Source organism: Chryseobacterium sp. C39-AII1, assembly GCF_039672645.1.
In the GTDB taxonomy this organism is placed as follows: domain Bacteria; phylum Bacteroidota; class Bacteroidia; order Flavobacteriales; family Weeksellaceae; genus Chryseobacterium.
In genome coordinates this window covers 281,299-300,053 of the sequence record NZ_JBDFPQ010000004.1, presented here as the reverse complement: position 1 = coordinate 300,053, position 18,755 = coordinate 281,299, and the positions used below count along the sequence as shown (strand labels likewise).

The 18,755-nt window shown below is 35.5% G+C and carries 21 protein-coding genes; 18 read left to right on the top strand and 3 right to left on the bottom strand.

All coding sequences use genetic code 11. The features are described 5' to 3' along the window. Positions 1-264 precede the first annotated feature (264 nt). On the bottom strand, positions 265-1,317 hold the full coding sequence (gene aroB / locus ABEG63_RS09440; protein WP_346584301.1) for a 3-dehydroquinate synthase: 1,053 nt from the start codon (positions 1,315-1,317) through the stop codon (positions 265-267). Positions 1,318-1,419: 102 nt separating this feature from the next. On the opposite strand from aroB, the gene ABEG63_RS09435 reads away from it, so the two are divergent. Beyond that, positions 1,420-2,574: a pseudouridine synthase gene (locus ABEG63_RS09435; RefSeq protein ID WP_346584300.1), complete on the top strand. Its 1,155-nt coding sequence runs from the start codon at positions 1,420-1,422 to the stop codon at positions 2,572-2,574. 74 nt (positions 2,575-2,648) lie between these two features. Here ABEG63_RS09435 and pncA read toward each other — a convergent pair whose 3' ends face one another. Next, positions 2,649-3,254: a bifunctional nicotinamidase/pyrazinamidase gene (gene pncA / locus ABEG63_RS09430; protein WP_267403213.1), complete on the bottom strand. Its 606-nt coding sequence runs from the start codon at positions 3,252-3,254 to the stop codon at positions 2,649-2,651. Between the two features lie 196 nt (positions 3,255-3,450). Here pncA and ABEG63_RS09425 point away from each other — a divergent pair, with 196 nt between their 5' ends. The 6 genes from ABEG63_RS09425 (at position 3,451) to ABEG63_RS09400 (ending at position 7,321) form a co-directional block, all read left to right on the top strand. After that, positions 3,451-4,593 carry a DEAD/DEAH box helicase gene (locus ABEG63_RS09425; RefSeq protein ID WP_346584299.1) on the top strand — a complete coding sequence of 381 codons (1,143 nt, stop codon included), beginning with the start codon at positions 3,451-3,453 and terminating at the stop codon, positions 4,591-4,593. 178 nt (positions 4,594-4,771) lie between these two features. After that, positions 4,772-5,404, top strand: a complete 633-nt coding sequence (locus tag ABEG63_RS09420; RefSeq protein ID WP_346584298.1) for a hypothetical protein — start codon at positions 4,772-4,774, stop codon at positions 5,402-5,404. Continuing rightward, positions 5,352-5,888 carry a YfiT family bacillithiol transferase gene (locus tag ABEG63_RS09415; RefSeq protein ID WP_346584297.1) on the top strand — a complete coding sequence of 179 codons (537 nt, stop codon included), beginning with the start codon at positions 5,352-5,354 and terminating at the stop codon, positions 5,886-5,888. Before ABEG63_RS09420 ends, ABEG63_RS09415 begins: the two co-directional genes overlap by 53 nt. After that, positions 5,882-6,343: a DUF1569 domain-containing protein gene (locus ABEG63_RS09410; protein ID WP_346584296.1), complete on the top strand. Its 462-nt coding sequence runs from the start codon at positions 5,882-5,884 to the stop codon at positions 6,341-6,343. The genes ABEG63_RS09415 and ABEG63_RS09410 overlap by 7 nt, the downstream gene beginning before the upstream one ends. Next, the gene (gene ytxJ / locus ABEG63_RS09405) at positions 6,340-6,720 is read left to right on the top strand and encodes a bacillithiol system redox-active protein YtxJ (RefSeq protein WP_267403208.1); all 381 of its coding nucleotides are present in this window, start codon (positions 6,340-6,342) and stop codon (positions 6,718-6,720) included. Before ABEG63_RS09410 ends, ytxJ begins: the two co-directional genes overlap by 4 nt. A 4-nt stretch (positions 6,721-6,724) precedes the next feature. Then, entirely contained in the window at positions 6,725-7,321 is a 597-nt protein-coding gene (locus tag ABEG63_RS09400) for a Crp/Fnr family transcriptional regulator (RefSeq protein WP_267403207.1), read from the top strand. A 43-nt stretch (positions 7,322-7,364) separates the two neighbouring features. On the opposite strand, the gene ABEG63_RS09395 is transcribed toward ABEG63_RS09400, so the two are convergent. Next, complete coding sequence (locus ABEG63_RS09395; protein WP_346584295.1) at positions 7,365-8,780, bottom strand: PLP-dependent aminotransferase family protein; 1,416 nt, start codon at positions 8,778-8,780, stop codon at positions 7,365-7,367. Between the two features lie 92 nt (positions 8,781-8,872). Between ABEG63_RS09395 and ABEG63_RS09390 the strand changes: the two genes are divergently transcribed. From ABEG63_RS09390 to ABEG63_RS09340, 11 genes are all read left to right on the top strand, one after another. Next, positions 8,873-9,757: a DMT family transporter gene (locus tag ABEG63_RS09390; protein WP_312398280.1), complete on the top strand. Its 885-nt coding sequence runs from the start codon at positions 8,873-8,875 to the stop codon at positions 9,755-9,757. A 76-nt stretch (positions 9,758-9,833) separates the two neighbouring features. Continuing rightward, complete coding sequence (locus ABEG63_RS09385) at positions 9,834-10,052, top strand: hypothetical protein (protein ID WP_346584294.1); 219 nt, start codon at positions 9,834-9,836, stop codon at positions 10,050-10,052. A 319-nt stretch (positions 10,053-10,371) separates the two neighbouring features. Continuing rightward, the gene (locus ABEG63_RS09380; protein ID WP_346584293.1) at positions 10,372-10,968 is read left to right on the top strand and encodes a Crp/Fnr family transcriptional regulator; all 597 of its coding nucleotides are present in this window, start codon (positions 10,372-10,374) and stop codon (positions 10,966-10,968) included. 54 nt (positions 10,969-11,022) lie between these two features. Next, on the top strand, positions 11,023-11,619 hold the full coding sequence (locus ABEG63_RS09375) for a Crp/Fnr family transcriptional regulator (RefSeq protein WP_346584292.1): 597 nt from the start codon (positions 11,023-11,025) through the stop codon (positions 11,617-11,619). Positions 11,620-11,840: 221 nt separating this feature from the next. Continuing rightward, complete coding sequence (locus tag ABEG63_RS09370) at positions 11,841-12,659, top strand: KGG domain-containing protein (RefSeq protein WP_346584291.1); 819 nt, start codon at positions 11,841-11,843, stop codon at positions 12,657-12,659. 77 nt (positions 12,660-12,736) lie between these two features. Then, positions 12,737-13,342: a ferritin-like domain-containing protein gene (locus ABEG63_RS09365; protein WP_346584290.1), complete on the top strand. Its 606-nt coding sequence runs from the start codon at positions 12,737-12,739 to the stop codon at positions 13,340-13,342. Between the two features lie 66 nt (positions 13,343-13,408). Next, a complete protein-coding gene (locus ABEG63_RS09360) occupies positions 13,409-13,717 on the top strand; it encodes a hypothetical protein (protein ID WP_267403199.1) in 309 nt (102 codons plus the stop codon). A gap of 85 nt (positions 13,718-13,802) precedes the next feature. Then, the gene (locus tag ABEG63_RS09355) at positions 13,803-15,938 is read left to right on the top strand and encodes a catalase (RefSeq protein ID WP_346584289.1); all 2,136 of its coding nucleotides are present in this window, start codon (positions 13,803-13,805) and stop codon (positions 15,936-15,938) included. Between the two features lie 46 nt (positions 15,939-15,984). Further along, positions 15,985-17,163 (top strand): zinc-dependent alcohol dehydrogenase, encoded by a 1,179-nt coding sequence (locus ABEG63_RS09350; RefSeq protein WP_346584288.1) that lies wholly within the window; start codon positions 15,985-15,987, stop codon positions 17,161-17,163. A gap of 32 nt (positions 17,164-17,195) precedes the next feature. Further along, on the top strand, positions 17,196-17,696 hold the full coding sequence (locus ABEG63_RS09345) for a CinA family protein (protein ID WP_267403195.1): 501 nt from the start codon (positions 17,196-17,198) through the stop codon (positions 17,694-17,696). A gap of 9 nt (positions 17,697-17,705) precedes the next feature. Next, complete coding sequence (locus tag ABEG63_RS09340; RefSeq protein WP_346584287.1) at positions 17,706-18,458, top strand: SDR family oxidoreductase; 753 nt, start codon at positions 17,706-17,708, stop codon at positions 18,456-18,458. The last annotated feature ends 297 nt before the right edge of the window (positions 18,459-18,755 follow it).

Genomic DNA, 18,755 nt, shown 5'->3' with positions numbered 1-18,755 from the left:
TTTTTTAATATTTTACTATTTCTAATTTTAAATTTTACTACTGTCTCCGTTTTACCGTGAGACGCAGAGTATCTTTCAAATTGCTTGCCAAAAAATATTTTTATGATTAAAATCAATGAAAAAACCGCTCGATGAAGAACGGTTTTTGATTTTATTTAATTGAAATTCAAATAATTAAACTTAATTAAATGTTTGTTTAAATATTTTTTGAAGAATTATTTATTATCTGAATCTCAAATTTAATTTCAACAAAAAAGTAAAAAATTACAATTCAGGCTGAATTAATTTTCTATAAAAGTCTAAAGATTGATGAATATTTTTCTGACTACATTGATGATCGAAGTTGCAAGAACCAATTCCTGTAAGCAAAGAGAAATTAATTTTACTGTCTGCATTCTTTTTATCATTCAATAATAAGCTAAAAATATCTTCATCTTTAAAATCGCTGATATCTAAATAAGGATAGTATCTCTGAATGTTTTCAATAATCGCTGTTGAATCTTCTTCAGAAATTAAACCTTCCAAATAAGACAAATGCGCTTCAGAAATCATTCCCATTGCCACAGCTTCTCCGTGAAGAATAGGATTTCCCTGGCTTAAACATAAACTTTCGATCGCATGACCAATCGTATGACCGAAATTTAATGTCTTTCTGATGTTTTTTTCGTGAAAGTCTGCTTCCACAACATTTTGTTTAATATCCATCGACGTTTGAATGTGAGGAATGATACCTTCAATGTCTAATTTATGAATTTGAGTTAAACTTTCCCAATGTGCTTTATCAGCAATTAATCCGTGTTTCAGCATTTCTGCAAATCCGCTTCTTAATTCTTTAAAAGGAAGAGTTTCTAAAAATTTAGGATAAACAAAGATTTTTTCCGGAAAAGTGAAAGTTCCGACCATGTTTTTATAATGCATCAGATCGATCCCCGTTTTCCCGCCAATAGAAGCATCACACATCGATAAAAGGGTAGTGGGGATATTAATGAACTGAATTCCTCTTTTATAAGTAGAAGCCACAAAACCGCCCATATCCGTAATCACGCCGCCACCAAGATTGATAATCAGTGCTTTTCTATCCGCCTGCATTTCTGTCAAAATTTCCCAAAGCTGGTTCGCTGTCTGAATATTTTTCATTTCTTCACCTGCTTCAATCTCCAGAATTTCAAATCCCAAATCAGTCTCCATATTTCCCAAAAGAGTAGGAAGACAATATTCATGTGTATTTTCATCAACTAAAATAAAGATTTTGCTGAAAGATTTTTCGTGAAGAAAGTCGTTTAATTGAGAAAAATTATCATCTACTATTGTTATCATTTTTGAATTTTATATCAAGTTAAAAATAAACTATTATGCAAAGTTATGATTCTTAATTTTTAACTCGTAACTAAATTACTATCTTTGCAAAAATATTTTAGCATGAGCAGAGACAATAATTCAGGAAGACCAAAGAAACCAAGAAGTTCAACAAGAAATAATTCTGATGACTCTCGTGCTTCAAGATCTGGAAATTCTTCTGGATCAAAACCTTTCAAAAAATCATTTCCAAAGGCTGGAGAGAGAAATTCTGATTCAAGAAAGACGGGTGGCACAAGTTACCAAGATAGAATGGATAGGAAATTTGGAAAAACTGAACAAACAGACTTTATTACCAATTCGAGTGAAGAGAGAAAAACTTTTGGAAAATCTGCACCGAAAAGAGGAGGAAGCAGACCTGCAAATACTTTCGACACCAGAGATAAGTATGAAAGAGGTAGCTTAAAATACGGAAGAAGACCGGGAAATGGTGATGATAGAAATAAAGACGGCGCAAAATCTTTCGTACAAAAAAGAAGACTGAATAAAATAGAAAAGGATGTTCATAAAGATACTATCCGTCTTAATAAATTTATTGCCAACTCAGGAATTTGTAGCAGAAGAGAGGCCGATGAGCTGATTACTCAAGGTTTGGTAGAAGTAAACGGAAAAGTAGTAACTGAAATGGGCTATCAGGTTCAGAAAACGGATAAAGTGGTATTCGACGGACAAAGCATTACGCCGGAAAAGCCAGTTTATGTACTATTAAATAAGCCAAAAGGTTATATTTCTACTACAAAAGACGACAAAGCAAGAAAAACAGTAATGGATTTGGTAGCAAATGCTTCTCCTTACCGTGTTTTCCCTGTCGGAAGATTGGATCGTTCTACAACCGGTGTTATTTTGTTAACGAATGATGGTCACATGACGAAAAAATTAACGCACCCTTCTTTCGATGCGAAGAAAATTTATCATGTAACATTGGATAAGAAATTAACCCATGAAGATATGAAATTGATCGCTGAAGGAATTCGTTTGGATGAAGGTGTTGCAGAAGTAGATCAAATTTCTTTCATTGAAGGTAAGCCTAAAAATGAAGTTGGGATCGAGATCCACATCGGATGGAACCGTGTCATCAGAAGAATTTTCCAAAGATTAGGATACGAGGTAGAAGCGCTAGACAGAGTAATGTTCGCAGGATTAACAAAGAAAAACATCAAACGCGGACACTGGAGAATTCTTTCAGAACAGGAAGTAAATAATCTTAAAATGCTTTAATCAAGTTAATTTTAAGTTTAAAAAATAGAAAGACGTTGAATATTTTTCAACGTCTTTTTTGTTATTTTTGAGCATTACCCTAAAACAGTCACGCCCTTTTGGATCATTTCATAAATCGCATCTCTGCCATTATCCGGTTTTACATTTACAGCACGCGTTCCGTTGAAGTGTAGACAAGTTACATATCCGTTAGCAACCGCATCTGTACAGGTGAATTTCACACAATAATCCATCGCTAAACCTACGATTTCTACCAATTGAATTTCGTGATATTTTAAGAAATCATCCAGTCCTGTTTTCATAAAATGGTTGTTATCCTGAAAACCGCTGTACGCATCAATTTCAGTATTTTTTCCCTTTTGAACAATATGCGTTACTTTATCTTTATTTAAATCTTTATGGAAATCTGCTCCAAAAGTATCCTGAATACAGTGATCTGGCCACATAAATTGCGGAACACCGTTTAAGATAATACTTTCACCAACCTTTCTGCCATTATTGCTTGCAAAACTTTTGTGATTTGCCGGATGCCAGTCTTGTGTAAGGATAATTTGATCATATTCATTTTCCTCCATCAGAAGGTTGATATAAGGAATCACTTCATTTGCTCCCGGAACGGCTAATGCGCCACCTTCACAAAAATCATTCTGTACATCTACTATTATTAATGCTTTTTTCATATTTAAAATCCTTGAATTTTTTTGATAAATTTACAAAAATCTACTGCTCAAAAAACTTTCCAATTTTTATTTATCGGACAAATCGGCATTTTATTAATAAAAATTAAAATAAAAAGTAAAAATAATTGCAACAGAAGTCGGTTTCAATCGGTAAAGAGCTGCCAATAGCTTACCTTTGCAGGAAATAAGTTTTTTTATGTCATTTGAATCTTTAGGATTATCACACAATATCATTCGATCGGTCAATAAATTAGGTTATCTGAAGCCATTTCCTATTCAGGAGCAGGCTGTTCCTGTTATTTTGCAGGGCAAAGACCTGATGGGAATTGCACAGACAGGTTCCGGAAAAACGGCTTGTTTCGTCATGCCTATTTTAGAGAAATTGCAAAATGCGGAGGTTAAAAAAGATCGTAATGTAGAAGTTTTGATATTGGTTCCTACAAGAGAATTGGCGATTCAGATCGATGAGGTTTTCAGAGCTTTTACCGATAATTTAAAGCGTGAAATCCGTACGATGGCTGTCTATGGCGGAGTTTCCATCAATCCGCAGATGAAGGGAATGTTTGGAGTAGAAGTTATTATCGCAACGCCCGGCCGTTTGTTGGATTTGATAGAACATAAAGCGGTAAGTATCTCCAGGATTAAACATTTGGTGATTGATGAAGCAGATAAAATGTTTCAGCTAGGTTTTGGTGAGGAAATGAATAAACTTTTTGCCATGATGCCTGTTGCTAAACAAACGACTTTATTTTCAGCGACTTTAAATGATAAAGTTGCAGAAATGAAAGAGCGTTTATCAATCAATCCTGTGATGATCGAGATTAAAAAAGAGGAAGTGGAAATTGATAATATTGAACAACTGGCTTACCACGTTTCTCCGGAAAACAAAGGTCCATTTTTGAGATATTTAATTAAAGAAAAAAATATTGAAAAAGCTTTGATATTTGTCTCTTCTACAAGATCTGCCGATAATTTGGTTGAAAAATTAAAGAAAAATAAAATTAAAGCGGTTGCGATTCACAGTCAGAAATCACAGGGTGCAAGAAGAAATAATCTTGAAGAATTTAAATCGAGTGGAGCACAGATTTTGGTAGCGACAGACTTGATTGGTCGGGGAATTCATATCGAATCTTTGCCTTATGTCATCAATTACGAATTGCCGCGATCTCCGTTAGATTATATTCACAGAATCGGTAGAACGGGGCGTGCGAATGAAAAAGGAACCGCAATAAACATTCTGACAGACGATGAATTACAACATTTCAGAGTGATTCAAAAGAAAATGGGAAAAAAGGTGACTTTGCAGAGAACCGAGGATGTTAATCTACACGGTTATTAATTAAAATATAGAGCTTCAATTTTAGAATTGAGGCTTTTTTTATATTTGATTTTACTAAAATCATTCATCTTTAATCATTCATTTTTTTTCATCAATAATATTCTTGAAATTTTGATACATTTACAAAAACTAATACTCAGAAACCGTCTGTAATATATAGCAGACACATTGATATTTTATGAAGGAATTTACAATCGTCCGCGGATTATTTGATACTAGAAAACGATCATTAATCATTGACGAAAATTTTATAAAATTTGAAAACAAAGATCATAACAACGATCTTTTTACCATTCTCAATAAAGAAGATATTGCCGGAATTCGCTACGGAATTCATTTTATCGATGGATACAAATTTACCATTGGAAGAGAATATCAATTTTTCATCCGAGATAAATCAAACAAAGAACTTAAAATATTCTTTAAACTTTTCTACAGAAGAAAATTAGACGAAAAACATCAATTGTATTGTGATATTATTGATGAATTGTGGGATAAAATCATTGGTAATATTTGTTATGATTATTATTTAAAGTTCAAAAACAACGAAAAATTCAACGTTTCTGGAATTGAAATTGTAGAAGATAGAATTAGATTTGATAAAAAAGAAATTCTTTTTAACGATCTAGAATTGAAACAATATCACCATCATTTTATGATTTTCTCTCGAAATGATAATTATAAAAATAAGATGTTGTATTATTTAAAAGATAAAGACGCTGTTATTCTGTTTAGCGTATTAAAAACTATAATTAAAGATGAGCAACTTAGAACAAAAGAAATTTCCGATCGGTCAGTTTCAGCAACCTGAATATATTAGCGATGCAGATATATCAGATTATATTAATGTGATCGAAGATTTTCCAAAGAGAATAAAAAAAGTTGTTGAAGGTTGGTCAGATGAGCAGCTGGATACTCCTTATCGAGAAGGCGGCTGGACGGTGAGACAGCTTGTAAATCACTTGGCAGACAGCCATATCAATAGTTTTACCCGTTTTAAATTGGCTTTAACAGAGGATAATCCAACGATTAAACCTTATGATGAGGCAAAATGGGCAGAACTTCCAGACAGCCTTTCAATGCCTATAAAACCTGCTTTAAGAATGCTAAAAGGAACTCACCAAAGATGGGCTGCTTTACTGAAACAGATTTTTCATGAGCAGTTTTCGAGAACTTTTCATCATCCGGAGCAAAACGCAGATTATGATCTAAGAAACTGCCTGGCGATGTATGTTTGGCACTGTAATCATCATTTTGCGCATATCGACAATCTTAAGACAGAAAAAGGTTGGTAAAGAAAAGTATTCACAATCGAATTTATTTTAACGAAATTATAGAGAGAATTTCAAATCTCAGCGAAAATTCTCAACGTAGATGGGGAACTATGGATGTTTCTCAAATGCTTTGTCATTGCCATTTGGTGCTGCAAATTCCGATTCGGAAAATTGAAATTCCGGAGATTAATCCTTTTTTTAAAGCCATCGGAATTTTAACTAAAAAAGAAATGCAGATTTTCAATAACGGAATTCCTCGAAATATGCCAACTTTTCAAAAACTAATCGTTAATTTTGAATGTAATTTCGATGAAGGCAGGAAAAACCTGCTAAAGACGCTGGATGAATATTGGGAAGTATATCAAAAACATAATTTACCAAGTAGTCATCGGCTTTTCGGAGAAATGAAAGAGAAAGATTGGGGATTTTTGGAATATAAACACCTCGATCATCATTTAAAACAGTTTAACGTATGAGTTTTTTTGATAAAATATTTGGCGGCAAAAGTGAGGCTTCGGAACAGAAATCTTTCTGGAAAAAGATAGAAGATGAAGCAGATTTAAAAGTAGCGATTGAAAATTCTTATGCCTATAAAATTGGAATTTTCAAACATTCTACTAGTTGTTTTATCAGCAAAACAGTCTTGAGAAATTTTGAAAAAGAAGTCGAAAATCAAAATGAGTTTGGTCAAGAACTCTATTATCTCGATTTATTGGCTCATAGAGCTTTGTCTAATAAAATTGCTGAAGATCTGGGAATTCGCCATGAAAGCCCTCAATTTATCGTTATAGAAAACGGAGTAGCAGTTAACAATGCTTCTCATCAGGATATATCTCTAAGTCAGCTTCTGTAAACACATGAAAAATATTAATAATTATCTGGCAAAAGTATTAAATGTTCCCTTAGAAAAAGTGAATATGTGCAGTCTGCACTACGAAGTAAAAAAAGTCTCTAAAAACCAGTTTCTCCTGCAATATGGCGAGGTTTGTAGACATATTTATTTCGTGGAAAAAGGATTGCTGAAAATGTATTCTATCGATAAAAACGGGAAAGAACATATTATTCAGTTTGCCCCTGAAAGCTGGCTGACTTCCGACCGAAGCAGCTTATATTTCAATGAAAAATCAATATATTATATAGAAGCGGTTGAAGATTCTGAGGTGCTTTTACTGCATCCCGATTTCATCAGTAAATTGGTCGGAGAATTCCCTAACAGTCTGGAAAAGAGTGATATTTTGGTTCAGAAACATATCAAAAGTCTTCAGGACAGAATCAACTCTTTATTGGGTGAAACCGCTGAAGAACGATACATGAAATTCATCAAAATGTATCCGGATTTATTGTTGAGAGTTCCTCAATGGATGATTGCTTCCTATTTAGGAATCACGCCTGAAAGTCTGAGTCGTGTAAGAAAAGAACTAGCACGAAAAAATTTCGTTCCGGATAATAAATAGCTTAAAATATTCAAGGCTAATGAGCAATCCGCTGATTAGCGTTTTATTGAATCAATTTAGCGAGTTTTCCGACTTTTATTAAACTGGATTCTGTATTTTCATTCCACGGAAGCCCGATGCAAAGGCGCATACAATTGTCGAATTGCTCCTGAAGCGTAAACATTCTTCCAGGCGCAATGCTGATATTTTGCTTGATGGCTAAATCGTACAATTCATTGGTTTTAATATTCTGGTCAAACTCTACCCAAAGTGAAAGTCCGCCTTGTGGACGGCTCGTTTTTGTACCTTCCGGAAAATGTTCTGCGATGGTTTGAACGTAGTTTTGATAATTATTCTGTAACGTTTTGCGAAGTTGGTGCAAATGTTTTTCATATTTTCCGGATTTTAAAAAATTGGCAACCGCTTCATTCACAATGGTGATGGATGAGGTGGCATGAAGCAACTTCATTTTCAGTATTTTATCTTTGTATTTTCCGGGAGCAATCCATCCAACCCGATAGCCCGGAGCAAGTGTTTTGGAAATCGAACTGCAATACAAAACATTTCCTTCCTTATCAAAAGACTTGCAGCATTTAGGACGATTCGAACCAAAATAAAGGTCTCCGTAAACATCATCTTCAATCAGCGGAATATTATTTTCCGACAACAGTTTTACTACTTCTTTTTTATTTTCGTCCGACATTAAACTTCCCAACGGCGCATTATAATTCGGAATTAAAAGACACAGATCGATCTTCGGAATTGCTTTTTTCAACGCCTCAATTTCAATTCCAGTAATGGGATGAGTAGGTAATTCTAAAACTTGTAAGCCCAAACCGTTTGCCAGCTGTAAAATTCCCGGATAACAAGGGCTTTCGATGGCAATTGTGTCGCCGGGTTTTCCTAAGGCCATAAGACAAAAAGATAGGGCATTCATTCCACCGTTGGTGGTTACCAGATCATTTTCGCTGAGGTTTCCGCCCCATGCTAGAGAGCGAACCGCAATCATTCTTCTCAATTTTAAATTTCCCTGAAGTTCTTCAAATTCAGTTCCGCCTTCTTTAAGCTCTCTTGTGGCATTGATGATCTCTTTTTTAAGCTTAGCCTGAGGAAGCAAATCTCCTGAGGGAATTCCGATGGAAAATATGGTCATGTCTTTTTTACCGATATTTTCATATACCTTACTGATGAGTTCGTCGGGTTCTACATTATTGGCAATTAAAGACGGGCGGCTGATTTCCGGAAGCGGAAGTTTTACCGATAATAATTTGCTGACAAAATATCCCGATTGCGGTTTAGATTCAATCAAAGATTGCGATTCCAGTTCCAGGAAAACACGTTTTGCCGTGTTCATGCTGATTTGATGTTCGTGGCAAAGCCTTCGTACAGAAGGTAATTTATCTCCTGATTTTAAAACTCCGTTTCTGATTTGTGAAGCAATACCTCCGGCAATTTCTGTATATAAAAATTCTTTGTTCATATTAAACTGTGCTCATGCAAATATACAAAACTGGGGCTGTGTTTATTTATTTTTCCTTTTTAATTTTGAACCGACCAATAAATTAGATTTCAATGGTAACAAATACAATATCAAAAGACCAAAGCATCAACGGATGGATCAACGGTTTTATCGGAGTGGTGATCTTCAGTGGCGGAATGCCGGCAACCAAATTGGCTGTCATGGAGATGAGTCCGCTTTTTGTAACGATTGCAAGAGCCGGAATTGCGGGCATTTTAGCATTATCTGTTATTTTAATCAATAAAGAAAAGCGTCCCGCAAAAGATCAGATTTTTTCATTACTGCTTGTCTCAATAGGTTGTGTGATTGGTTTTCCTTTACTTTCAGCTTTGGCTGTACAATATATTACTTCTGCGCATTCGATTGTATTTTTAGGAATGTTACCGATGATGACGGCTATTTTCGGAGTGATGCGCGGCGGAGAAAGACCTCATCCTGTATTCTGGCTTTTCTCGATTATAGGAAGTGCTTTGGTTGTTGGTTTTGCGGTGTTTCAGGGGATTTCAGCAAACCCGATGGGAGATATTTTAATGTTTGCAGCGGTTGTTTTGTGTGGCTTAGGCTATGCGGAAGGGGCTAAATTATCAAAAACCTTAGGCGGATGGCAGGTAATTTCCTGGGCGTTGATCTTAGCTTTACCCATTATGATTCCGTTATTTTTTATTTATTTTCCTGCAAATGTGAGAGAAGTAAGCTTTAACGGATGGTTTGGTTTAGGATATATTTCAATTTTCAGTATGTTCATTGGTTTTATCTTTTGGTATAAAGGTTTGGCGCAAGGTGGGATTGCAACAGTAGGGCAGTTGCAGCTTTTACAGCCTTTTTTCGGATTAGGATTGGCTGCCTATTTTCTTCACGAACAGGTAAGCGCGGGAATGCTAGGGATTACCGTTGGAGTGATTCTTTGTGTAGCAGGAACCAAAAAATTCGCTAAATAATTCACTCCTATGATTGAAATCATATAGTTTTAGGGTATTCTTTGTCTACATTTGGACTACACCAAAATAAAATAATATGAAATCAATCGTAGCATTAGCGTTTGTCGCAGGATTTTTAGTGATTAGCTGTAAAAAAGAAACAACTACCACAACTACTAATACAGATACTGTAATGTCGGATACCGTTGTAGATGCCATGCCTACAGATACTGTTACTGTTATACCTCCTGTAGACAGTACTTCTACCACTACTGGAACCACTGGATCTATGGATACGGTAAAGACTAGAAAATAATTCTTTTTGAGGCGAATACAGTCAGCTTTAAATCATCACTAAGATTTTTAACGAATTACCCACCTTGGAAATGGATAGTTTTTTATTCATTTTACGAGGAGGGTAATTTTTGCTATATGTTATTGTGAATTTTAAAACAATAAATGTTTTGTTGAATAAATAATTTACAAAAAATTAATTTTTAATTTAAATAATTTAATTTTTAACATTATTTAACGAAATATTATTTCATATCGGCTTAAGAATTGATATTCTTAAAATGCCAATTGAATTTTTACTACATCTGATGATTTTATAGAAACATTAAAAATAAAAAATTATGGTTATTGATGAAGATATATTGTACTCTATGGGTGCCGTTATCAAATCCTACAGACCTTCAGAAAATATTTTCACAGAAGGAGATTTGCCAAATTATTATTATCAGATTGTAAAAGGAGAGGTAAAGCTTAATAATTACAATGAAGAAGGAAAAGAGATTATCCAGGGGCTTATGAGGAAAGGGCAAAGCATTGAAGAGTCACTCCTTTTTATCAATAAAGTTTATCCCGTAAATGCTATTGCGATAACTTCCTGTGAAATTCTCAAGCTTCCGAAGTTTACTTTTCTGGAAATCTTAAAGTTGTATCCTGAAATTTGTTTCGATTTATTCGAATCTATTTCTCAGCGGCTTTATTTTAAACTCATTATGGCACAAAATCTGTGTACACAAAATCCGGCACACAAACTTATTTCATTAATGGATTATCTGAAGAGCTCCGAAGAAGAACAGAGCCCGTATTCATTTCAGGTTCCGCTCACGAGACAGCAGATGGCAAGCATCACAGGGCTTTGTGTTGAAACCGTGATACGATCGCTTAAAAAAATGGAAAAAGATAACAGAGTGCAGATTGAAAATAGAAAAATTTTATATTAAACAAATTTATCAAACCTTAAATACCTATTAAATAGTATGAAAACCGTAAGCTGTATGAAGATCGATGAAGAAATGTTACACTCTTTTGATGCTGAAATTATAGATTATCGGGCTAAACAATTTATTTTCCAGGACGGAGATGCTCCCCTGTATTATTTTCAGATTAAAAAAGGAACAGTGAAGTTGAATCATTATGATGAAAACGGAAAAGAATTCATTCATAATATTCTGAGTGATGAGCAGAGTTTCGGAGATTCTATGTTGTTTCTGAAAAAAAATTATCCCATGAATGCCATCACGCTTACACCGTGTACTATTATTAAATTACCCAGAAAAAATTTCTTTCGACTGTTGAAAGAAAATCCCGAATTAAACTGTGAATTAAACTCTTGTTTTTCGCAACAATTATACTTTAATCTCCTGATGATGCAGAGTTTGTCATCTGCCAATCCTACAGCGAGAATTTTAGGCTTGATGGATTATCTTAAAAGTTTCCATCATGAAGAAGATCTTTATTCTTTCCATGTTCAGTTAACAAGACAACAAATAGCAGATCTTACAGGTCTTCGAGTGGAGACCGTTATTCGGACATTGAAGAAAATGTCTGAAAGTAAGACCATTAAAATAGATAATAAGCGAATTTTATACTAAAGTGTGATTCAAATCATAAAGAAGATAATATATTTCATTTATATTTGATATATATTTAATTCATTATTTCAAAGACTTTTATATAAGTCAATTTAAGAAAAGATTTAAGCAATAGTTTTTAGATTTAAATTTACAAGCAAAACCAAAAAAGTTATTGCCCTATACTAGTCATGGGCAATGGCAACATCACTAAAATATTAATTACACAAAACAAAACAGTTATGAACACTAGAAAATCAAACAACCGTAGTTCGAGAGGAAACTCGAATTCATCAAGTAACCTTGAAGAGATTTATCAATTAGGTTATGACCATGGTTATAACGATGCTCAAAATGAGGAAGATTATGATGATGACTTCTCAGAATATGAAGATTATTTTGAAGAAGATTACGATGACGACGATGACTATGAAAATAGTTATGATGACGACGACTACGATGATGATGACTATGACAGCGATTACGATGATGAAGATGATGACGACGATGATGATAACAGCGGTAGAGGAAGGGGACGAAGTCGTGGAAATAGCGGAAACGGAAATCAGCAAAGAGATAACCAGGGCAGATTTACTTCAGGAAGTGGCGGAAACAGAGGTGGATCGAGAGGGCGATCAAATTCAAGCTCGTCTGGTAGATCCAATTCTAATTCGGGTTCCAGATCTTCAAGAAATTCATCCGACAACGATAATTATGATCACAGACATGATAATCCGGGAAGACCAAAAGGCAGCAGAAACAGCGGCGGAAGGTCTGGATCTAATTCTGGATCAAGCTCAAGATCTTCAAACTCAAACTCAGGAAGGTCAAGTTCTAATAACAGCGGAAATTCAAGAAGCACGAATTCCGGTAACAGATCAAACAGTAACAGCAGTTCAGGTCGTGGTTCCAATTCAGGATCAGGATCATCACGAAGAGGTTTTGCATCTATGAGCAAAGAAGAACGTACAAGAATCGCACGTATGGGCGGGCAGGCATCTCATGGAGGCGGAAGATCTTCCGGAAGATCCGGCTTTGGAGGCAGACGTAATAATTCATAATTCTTTTTCCATTGATTGCCTCTTTATCTATTTAAAGGGGTAATCTTTTAAAATTTTCACTAAACACCAAATCAATCATGGCAACAAAAACAGCACAAACAACTACAGATACCAATTCAAAAACAGAAACATCTACTGAAGAAAAAATGAAAGTAGATAATGCTACTGTGAAGAAAGACGAAATGAAAAATGCGCCTTTGCATAAATTCTTTGTGGATGCTCTTAAAGACATTTATTTCGCTGAAAATGCAATTATAGACGCTTTAGACAAAATGCAGGAAGCAGCAACCACAGAAGAGTTGAAAGAAGCTTTTGAAGATCACCAGCTTCAAACCAAAAAGCATGTAAGCCGTCTTGAAAAAGTTTTCAAATTATTGGATGAGGAGCCTCAGAAAAAAGAGTGTGAAGCCATTAAAGGAATCATAAAAGAAGGCGAAGAAATCATTAAAACAACAAAAGAAGGTTCTATGACACGTGATGCAGCGTTGATTATTGCAGCACAAAAAGTAGAACATTACGAAATTGCAACATACGGCGGTCTTGCTCAGTTGGCCATTACCATGGGGCACGATAAAGTTGCCGACTTGCTGGAAAAAACACTTCAGGAAGAAGAAGATACAGATTACGACCTTACTGAAATTGCAGAAACTTACATCAATTTTGATGCAGAGCAGGAAGGGTAATTCATTTTTGCTAATAAGCCATATGGTGTATCTGTATGGCTTTTTCAACCCAAGATATTCAAATATATGATGAATCATCAAACGGTAATACGATCGCTAAAATCTAAAAGCTTTACGAAGATTATCAACAAAGGAGAATGGTTTGAAAGCGGTGCTACGATCTACGCTAAAGAAATAAAAGATAACATCTACCTAATTTTTGTAATGCTAAAAGATGTTGAAGTTGAACATATTAAAGCGTTGATTGCTCATTTTGAATGTTTCAGTAACATAGGAATAAAAGAGCCCACCCAAATCATGTTTTATCTTTCTATTCAAGAAAAAGAGGATTTACATTATTTCAAAAAATATTTGAGACAACAGATTAAAGTTTAAATATTTTAAGAAATAAAACAAAAAAACACATTTTGAGAAGAATTATTTCATACACTCAGTTAATCACCAATTACCCAATTTTATTATGGAAAAGAATGAACTAAACAACCAAAAATTAGAACAGCTGGAACTGCACAGTACTTCAAATGAAGAGCAAAAACTTACCACTAATCAAGGCTTAAAAATCAATAATAATCAGGATTCTTTGAAAGCCGGAGACCGCGGACCAACTTTATTGGAAGATTTTATTTTAAGAGAAAAAATAACGCATTTCGATCATGAAAGAATTCCGGAGAGAATTGTTCATGCACGAGGGTCAGGAGCTCACGGCGTTTTTACCTTAAATAAAAGTCTTTCAAAATATACCAAAGCTAAATTTTTAACCGAAAAAGGGAAAGAAACTCCCATTTTTGTTCGTTTTTCAACGGTTGCGGGAAGCAAAGGAAGTACAGATCTGGCGAGAGACGTAAGAGGTTTCGCGATTAAATTTTATACCGAAGAAGGAAATTATGATTTGGTAGGAAACAATATGCCTGTATTTTTTATTCAGGATGCGATGAAGTTTCCGGATTTGGTACATGCCGTAAAACCTGAACCTGACAATGAAATTCCGCAGGCGGCTTCTGCTCACGATACTTTTTGGGATTTTATTTCATTAATGCCGGAAAGTATGCACATGATCATGTGGTTGATGAGCGACAGAGCAATTCCGAGAAGTTTAAGAATGATGGAAGGTTTCGGAGTTCATTCGTTTAAACTAATTAATGAAGAAGGGAAAAGTCACTTTGTGAAGTTTCATTTTAAACCTAAATTGGGCGTTCATTCTGTTGCTTGGGACGAAGCGCAGAGAATTTCCGGAGTAGATCCTGATTTTCATAAAAGAGATCTTTGGGAATCTATTGAAAGCGGAGCATTTCCGGAATGGGACTTCGGAGTGCAGCTAATTCCTGAAGAAGACGAACATAAGTTTGATTTTGATCTTTTAGATCCTACAAAGTTGATTCCTGAAGAATTGGTTCCCGTGGAAATTATCGGAAGTTTTACATTAAACAAAAATCCGGATAACTTTTTTGCTGAAACCGAGCAAGTTGCGTTTCATCCCGGACATTTGGTTCCAGGTATCGATTTCAGCAACGATCCGCTGTTGCAAGGAAGATTGTTTTCTTATACAGATACTCAGCTGTCAAGATTGGGTTCTCCGAATTTCCATGAAATCCCGATTAACAGATCCGTCAATGAAGTTCATAACAACCAACGCGATGGTCACATGAGACAGCAGATTGTGAAAGGAAAAGTAAGTTATGAGCCTAATTCTATCGGCGGCGGCTGTCCGTTTCAGGCGATGATGAAAGATGGCGGCTTTACGTCTCATCAGGAGAGAGTTTCGGGAACAAAAATCAGAGAGCGAAGCAAAAGTTTCGTCGACCATTATTCTCAGGCAAAAATGTTTTATAACAGCCAGTCGAATCCTGAAAAAACACATCTTCAAAAAGCTTTGGTTTTCGAATTATCAAAAGTGACGATTCCTGAAATCAGAGAAAGAGTGGTGGGACAGTTGAATTTCATCAATAAAGATTTGGCTCAAAAAGTAGCTTCCAAAATTGGCGTTGAGGTAAAACCTGTAGATGTTCCGAATCAAAGTTTACCTGCCGATAGCAATCCGGATGATCTTCAAAGTGAAGAAAGAGAACCAAAAACAAAAAGTTCAGATGCTCTAAGCATGGCTGATACAGTTAAAAATACAATTAAAAGCAGAAAAATTGGGTTCATTATCGGAAATGGATTTGATGCAAAAGCAATTAATTCCTTAAAAACAAAACTGGAAAGTGAAGAGGCGGTTGTAGAGATTATTGCACCAACGCTAGCTCCTGTAAAAGGCGATGATGATTCTGTTATTATACCTAAACATTCTTTAACAAGTATCGCCAGCGTTTGTTTTGATGCTTTGTTTATAGGTGACGGAAAAGCATCCGAAAAAGAACTGTTGGCTCCGGAAAATAAACATTTGACTTTGCATTTCGTAAATGAAGCGTACAAACACTGTAAAGCTATTTATTTCGGTTCCGAAACAGAAAATATATATAATAAAAGCAATGTGGCAGATAAGACACATGACGATCCAGCTATCGTTACTGCAGAAGATGCACATCAAGACAAAAAATTTATTGATGCCATTGCAAAACACAGAGTCTGGGATCTGGAAGCTGAAAGAAATGCTTAACAGATAATATACCCTTTACACCACATACACATTAAAATATAAAATTATGAAAGCAGCAGTATTTCACGCTCCAGGCAAAATATCTTGCGATACAGTACCCGATCCTGTTATTAAGGACGAAAATGATATTATTTTAAGAGTAACTTCCACAGCGATCTGTGGAAGTGATCTTCATATGTATTCCGGAGGAATCCCTCAGGCAAGACCCATGGTAATGGGACACGAGTTCATGGGAATTGTAGAAGAGAAAGGAAAGAATATTACCAATCTGAAAATAGGCGACCGGGTAGTAGTTCCATTTCCCGTAGCATGTGGTTCCTGTTTTTTCTGTCAGCATGAGCTTCCTACGGCATGTGAACACAGCAACCCCGATCATTATGGCCCGGAAGGCGGTATTTTAACAGAAAAAGGAGGAGCTTTATTTGGATATTCCGATTTGTACGGAGGCTATGATGGGGGTCAGGCACAATACGTTCGTGTTCCCTATGCTCATTTTGGTCCTAGAAAAGTTCCTGACAATCTTACGGATGAGCAGGTTCTTTTCCTTACAGATATCTTTCCGACAGGCTATACTGGCGTGATGTGGGGAGACCTGAAGGGCGGAGAGACAGTAGCTGTTTTTGGAGCGGGGCCGGTAGGCTCAATGTCTGTGAAAAGCGCCATTCTTCATAATGCTAAAAAAGTAATAGTGGTTGATACACTTCGGTACAGATTAGATCAGATTAAAATGCTCACGGGCTGCGAAACCATTCTCTGGGAAGATGCTGACAGCACAGTTGCTAAAATTCGTGATATGACCTCTGGCAGAGGTGCAGACCTTTGTATTGATGCAGTGGGCTTTGAACCTGAACGAAATTTATTGGATAAGGCGAAAGCTGTTCTTAATTTTGAAAAGGGTTCCATAAAAGTTTTGGAAGCATGCATGAGCGCGGCAAGACGTGGAGGAATTGTATCCATTCTGGGAGTTTATCCTGTGAATTATGATAATTTTAAGCTTGGGCAGATTTTTGATAAAGGTATTACGATAAAGGCCGGACAATGTAACGTTCATCCTATTATTGATACACTGATGGATCATGTTCAGAGTGGAAGAGTACAGCTCGATGATATTATCACCCACAGGCTGTCTCTTGATGAGGTTTCCAAGGGATATGAAATTTTCGACAAAAAGCAAGACGGCTGCGTAAAAGTTGTTCTTGATCCTTGGAAAAGTATAGATTTTTAATTTTTATCAAATCACTTTAAATATACAATGTTATGGAATTTCAAAGAAATCTTTTAGAATATATTAGTCAAACGTTAATAACTACAGGAGAAACAATTTCTGTTGTAGAAAGCGTAACTTCAGGATGTTTACAATTGGCCTTCTCACAAATGCCTAATGCTTCATTTTTTTATAAAGGTGGGATGACAGCTTATACGCTTCCTGAAAAAGTACGATTGCTGAACGTAGATCGGGCAGAAGCAGAAAACTGTGACTGTGTTTCAGAGAATATCGCTGAAACCATGGCATTGAATGTTGCTAAATTATACGAATCAGACTGGTCGATTTCTACAACCGGATATTGTACACCGATCAGAAATTCGGCTTACAAAATATTTGCTTATTTTTCTTTTTCATATAAAGGAGAAATCGTTCTCACCAAAATGCTTGAGCTTCATCCGAAAACGCAGTCTTTAAATGCTCAGCTTTATTATACAGAGTTTATTCTTGGATGTTTCAAGAGTGAGTTGAATAAAGTCGTAATGGTAAAATAGAAACAAAATATGATGAATTTAAAATTAAATAATAAATCAGTTCTTATCACAGGCGCAGACAGCGGAATAGGAAAGGCAACGGCTTTACTTTTTGCCAGGGAAGGAGCCAATATTGCCATTTTATATCATGAAGATCATGAAAGTGCCGAAAAAACAAAAAATGAAATTATAGCTTTAGGGCGAAAATGTATTACTTTTTCAGGAGACATTAATGATGCTGAATTCTGTAAGCAAACTGCTAAAAATGTAGTTGAAGAATTTGGCGGTATTGATATTCTGATCAACAATGCAGGAACGCAGTTTCCTTGTGAGAATATTGAAGATCTGGAAGAAGAAAATATCCGCAAAACATTTGATTCTAATATCATCGGAATGATTCTTTTAACGAAAGTAGTTTTTCCATATCTGAAACAAGGAGCAAACATCATCAACACAACATCTGCGGCAGCTTATCAGGGGCATCCGGAATTGCTTGATTATTCTGCAACAAAAGGAGCTATTGTTTCTTTTACGCGTTCTTTGGCTCTTCAGGCAAAACCCAAAGGAATTCGTGTAAATGCCGTCGCTCCGGGACCAGTTGCGACTCCTTTAACCAAGGAAACATTTGATGAAGAGGAAGAAGATCCGAACAAACCACCATTTGAAAGAAATGCCAGCCCCGAAGAAATAGCCACCAGCTTTTTATTTCTCGCAAGTGAAGATGCCGCACAGATTACTGGGCAGGTAATTCATCCCAACGGCGGATTAATTATTAACGGTTAAACATATAATGAGGCATAGCAATATGCCTTATTTTTTTGAGCCTTTTAATTATAGAAATTTGATTGTTTTTTGACGCAAAGATTTTTATTTCTTTCCGCTAATATTTAGAAGTAAAGGCAAATAAATTTGCTTCTCGAAGTTTGAAAACAGGCTTCATAAAATCAACTTGTTGATTCTTCTTTGCTCACTTGAATATTTGGGTATTTAAATTAAAACTTTGCGTTAAAAAAAAGCAAACTTTGGTAATATTCTGTAATTTTAATTCAAAATTTCTTCAAAATTGAAGGATAGATTTAC

Excerpts from the sequence above, each read along its gene's own strand:
- ABEG63_RS09415 (WP_346584297.1), top strand. The coding sequence starts at position 5,352 with ATGAGCAACTTAGAACAAAAGAAATTTCCGATCGGTCAGTTTCAGCAA.
- aroB (WP_346584301.1), bottom strand. The coding sequence starts at position 1,317 with ATGATAACAATAGTAGATGATAATTTTTCTCAATTAAACGACTTTCTT.
- ABEG63_RS09395 (WP_346584295.1), bottom strand. The coding sequence starts at position 8,780 with ATGAACAAAGAATTTTTATATACAGAAATTGCCGGAGGTATTGCTTCA.
- ytxJ (WP_267403208.1), top strand. The coding sequence starts at position 6,340 with ATGAGTTTTTTTGATAAAATATTTGGCGGCAAAAGTGAGGCTTCGGAA.
- ABEG63_RS09340 (WP_346584287.1), top strand. The coding sequence starts at position 17,706 with ATGATGAATTTAAAATTAAATAATAAATCAGTTCTTATCACAGGCGCA.
- ABEG63_RS09400 (WP_267403207.1), top strand. The coding sequence starts at position 6,725 with ATGAAAAATATTAATAATTATCTGGCAAAAGTATTAAATGTTCCCTTA.
- ABEG63_RS09375 (WP_346584292.1), top strand. The coding sequence starts at position 11,023 with ATGAAGATCGATGAAGAAATGTTACACTCTTTTGATGCTGAAATTATA.
- ABEG63_RS09350 (WP_346584288.1), top strand. The coding sequence starts at position 15,985 with ATGAAAGCAGCAGTATTTCACGCTCCAGGCAAAATATCTTGCGATACA.
- ABEG63_RS09380 (WP_346584293.1), top strand. The coding sequence starts at position 10,372 with ATGGTTATTGATGAAGATATATTGTACTCTATGGGTGCCGTTATCAAA.
- ABEG63_RS09390 (WP_312398280.1), top strand. The coding sequence starts at position 8,873 with ATGGTAACAAATACAATATCAAAAGACCAAAGCATCAACGGATGGATC.
- ABEG63_RS09420 (WP_346584298.1), top strand. The coding sequence starts at position 4,772 with ATGAAGGAATTTACAATCGTCCGCGGATTATTTGATACTAGAAAACGA.
- ABEG63_RS09435 (WP_346584300.1), top strand. The coding sequence starts at position 1,420 with ATGAGCAGAGACAATAATTCAGGAAGACCAAAGAAACCAAGAAGTTCA.
- ABEG63_RS09360 (WP_267403199.1), top strand. The coding sequence starts at position 13,409 with ATGATGAATCATCAAACGGTAATACGATCGCTAAAATCTAAAAGCTTT.
- ABEG63_RS09425 (WP_346584299.1), top strand. The coding sequence starts at position 3,451 with ATGTCATTTGAATCTTTAGGATTATCACACAATATCATTCGATCGGTC.
- pncA (WP_267403213.1), bottom strand. The coding sequence starts at position 3,254 with ATGAAAAAAGCATTAATAATAGTAGATGTACAGAATGATTTTTGTGAA.
- ABEG63_RS09385 (WP_346584294.1), top strand. The coding sequence starts at position 9,834 with ATGAAATCAATCGTAGCATTAGCGTTTGTCGCAGGATTTTTAGTGATT.
- ABEG63_RS09365 (WP_346584290.1), top strand. The coding sequence starts at position 12,737 with ATGGCAACAAAAACAGCACAAACAACTACAGATACCAATTCAAAAACA.
- ABEG63_RS09370 (WP_346584291.1), top strand. The coding sequence starts at position 11,841 with ATGAACACTAGAAAATCAAACAACCGTAGTTCGAGAGGAAACTCGAAT.
- ABEG63_RS09355 (WP_346584289.1), top strand. The coding sequence starts at position 13,803 with ATGGAAAAGAATGAACTAAACAACCAAAAATTAGAACAGCTGGAACTG.
- ABEG63_RS09345 (WP_267403195.1), top strand. The coding sequence starts at position 17,196 with ATGGAATTTCAAAGAAATCTTTTAGAATATATTAGTCAAACGTTAATA.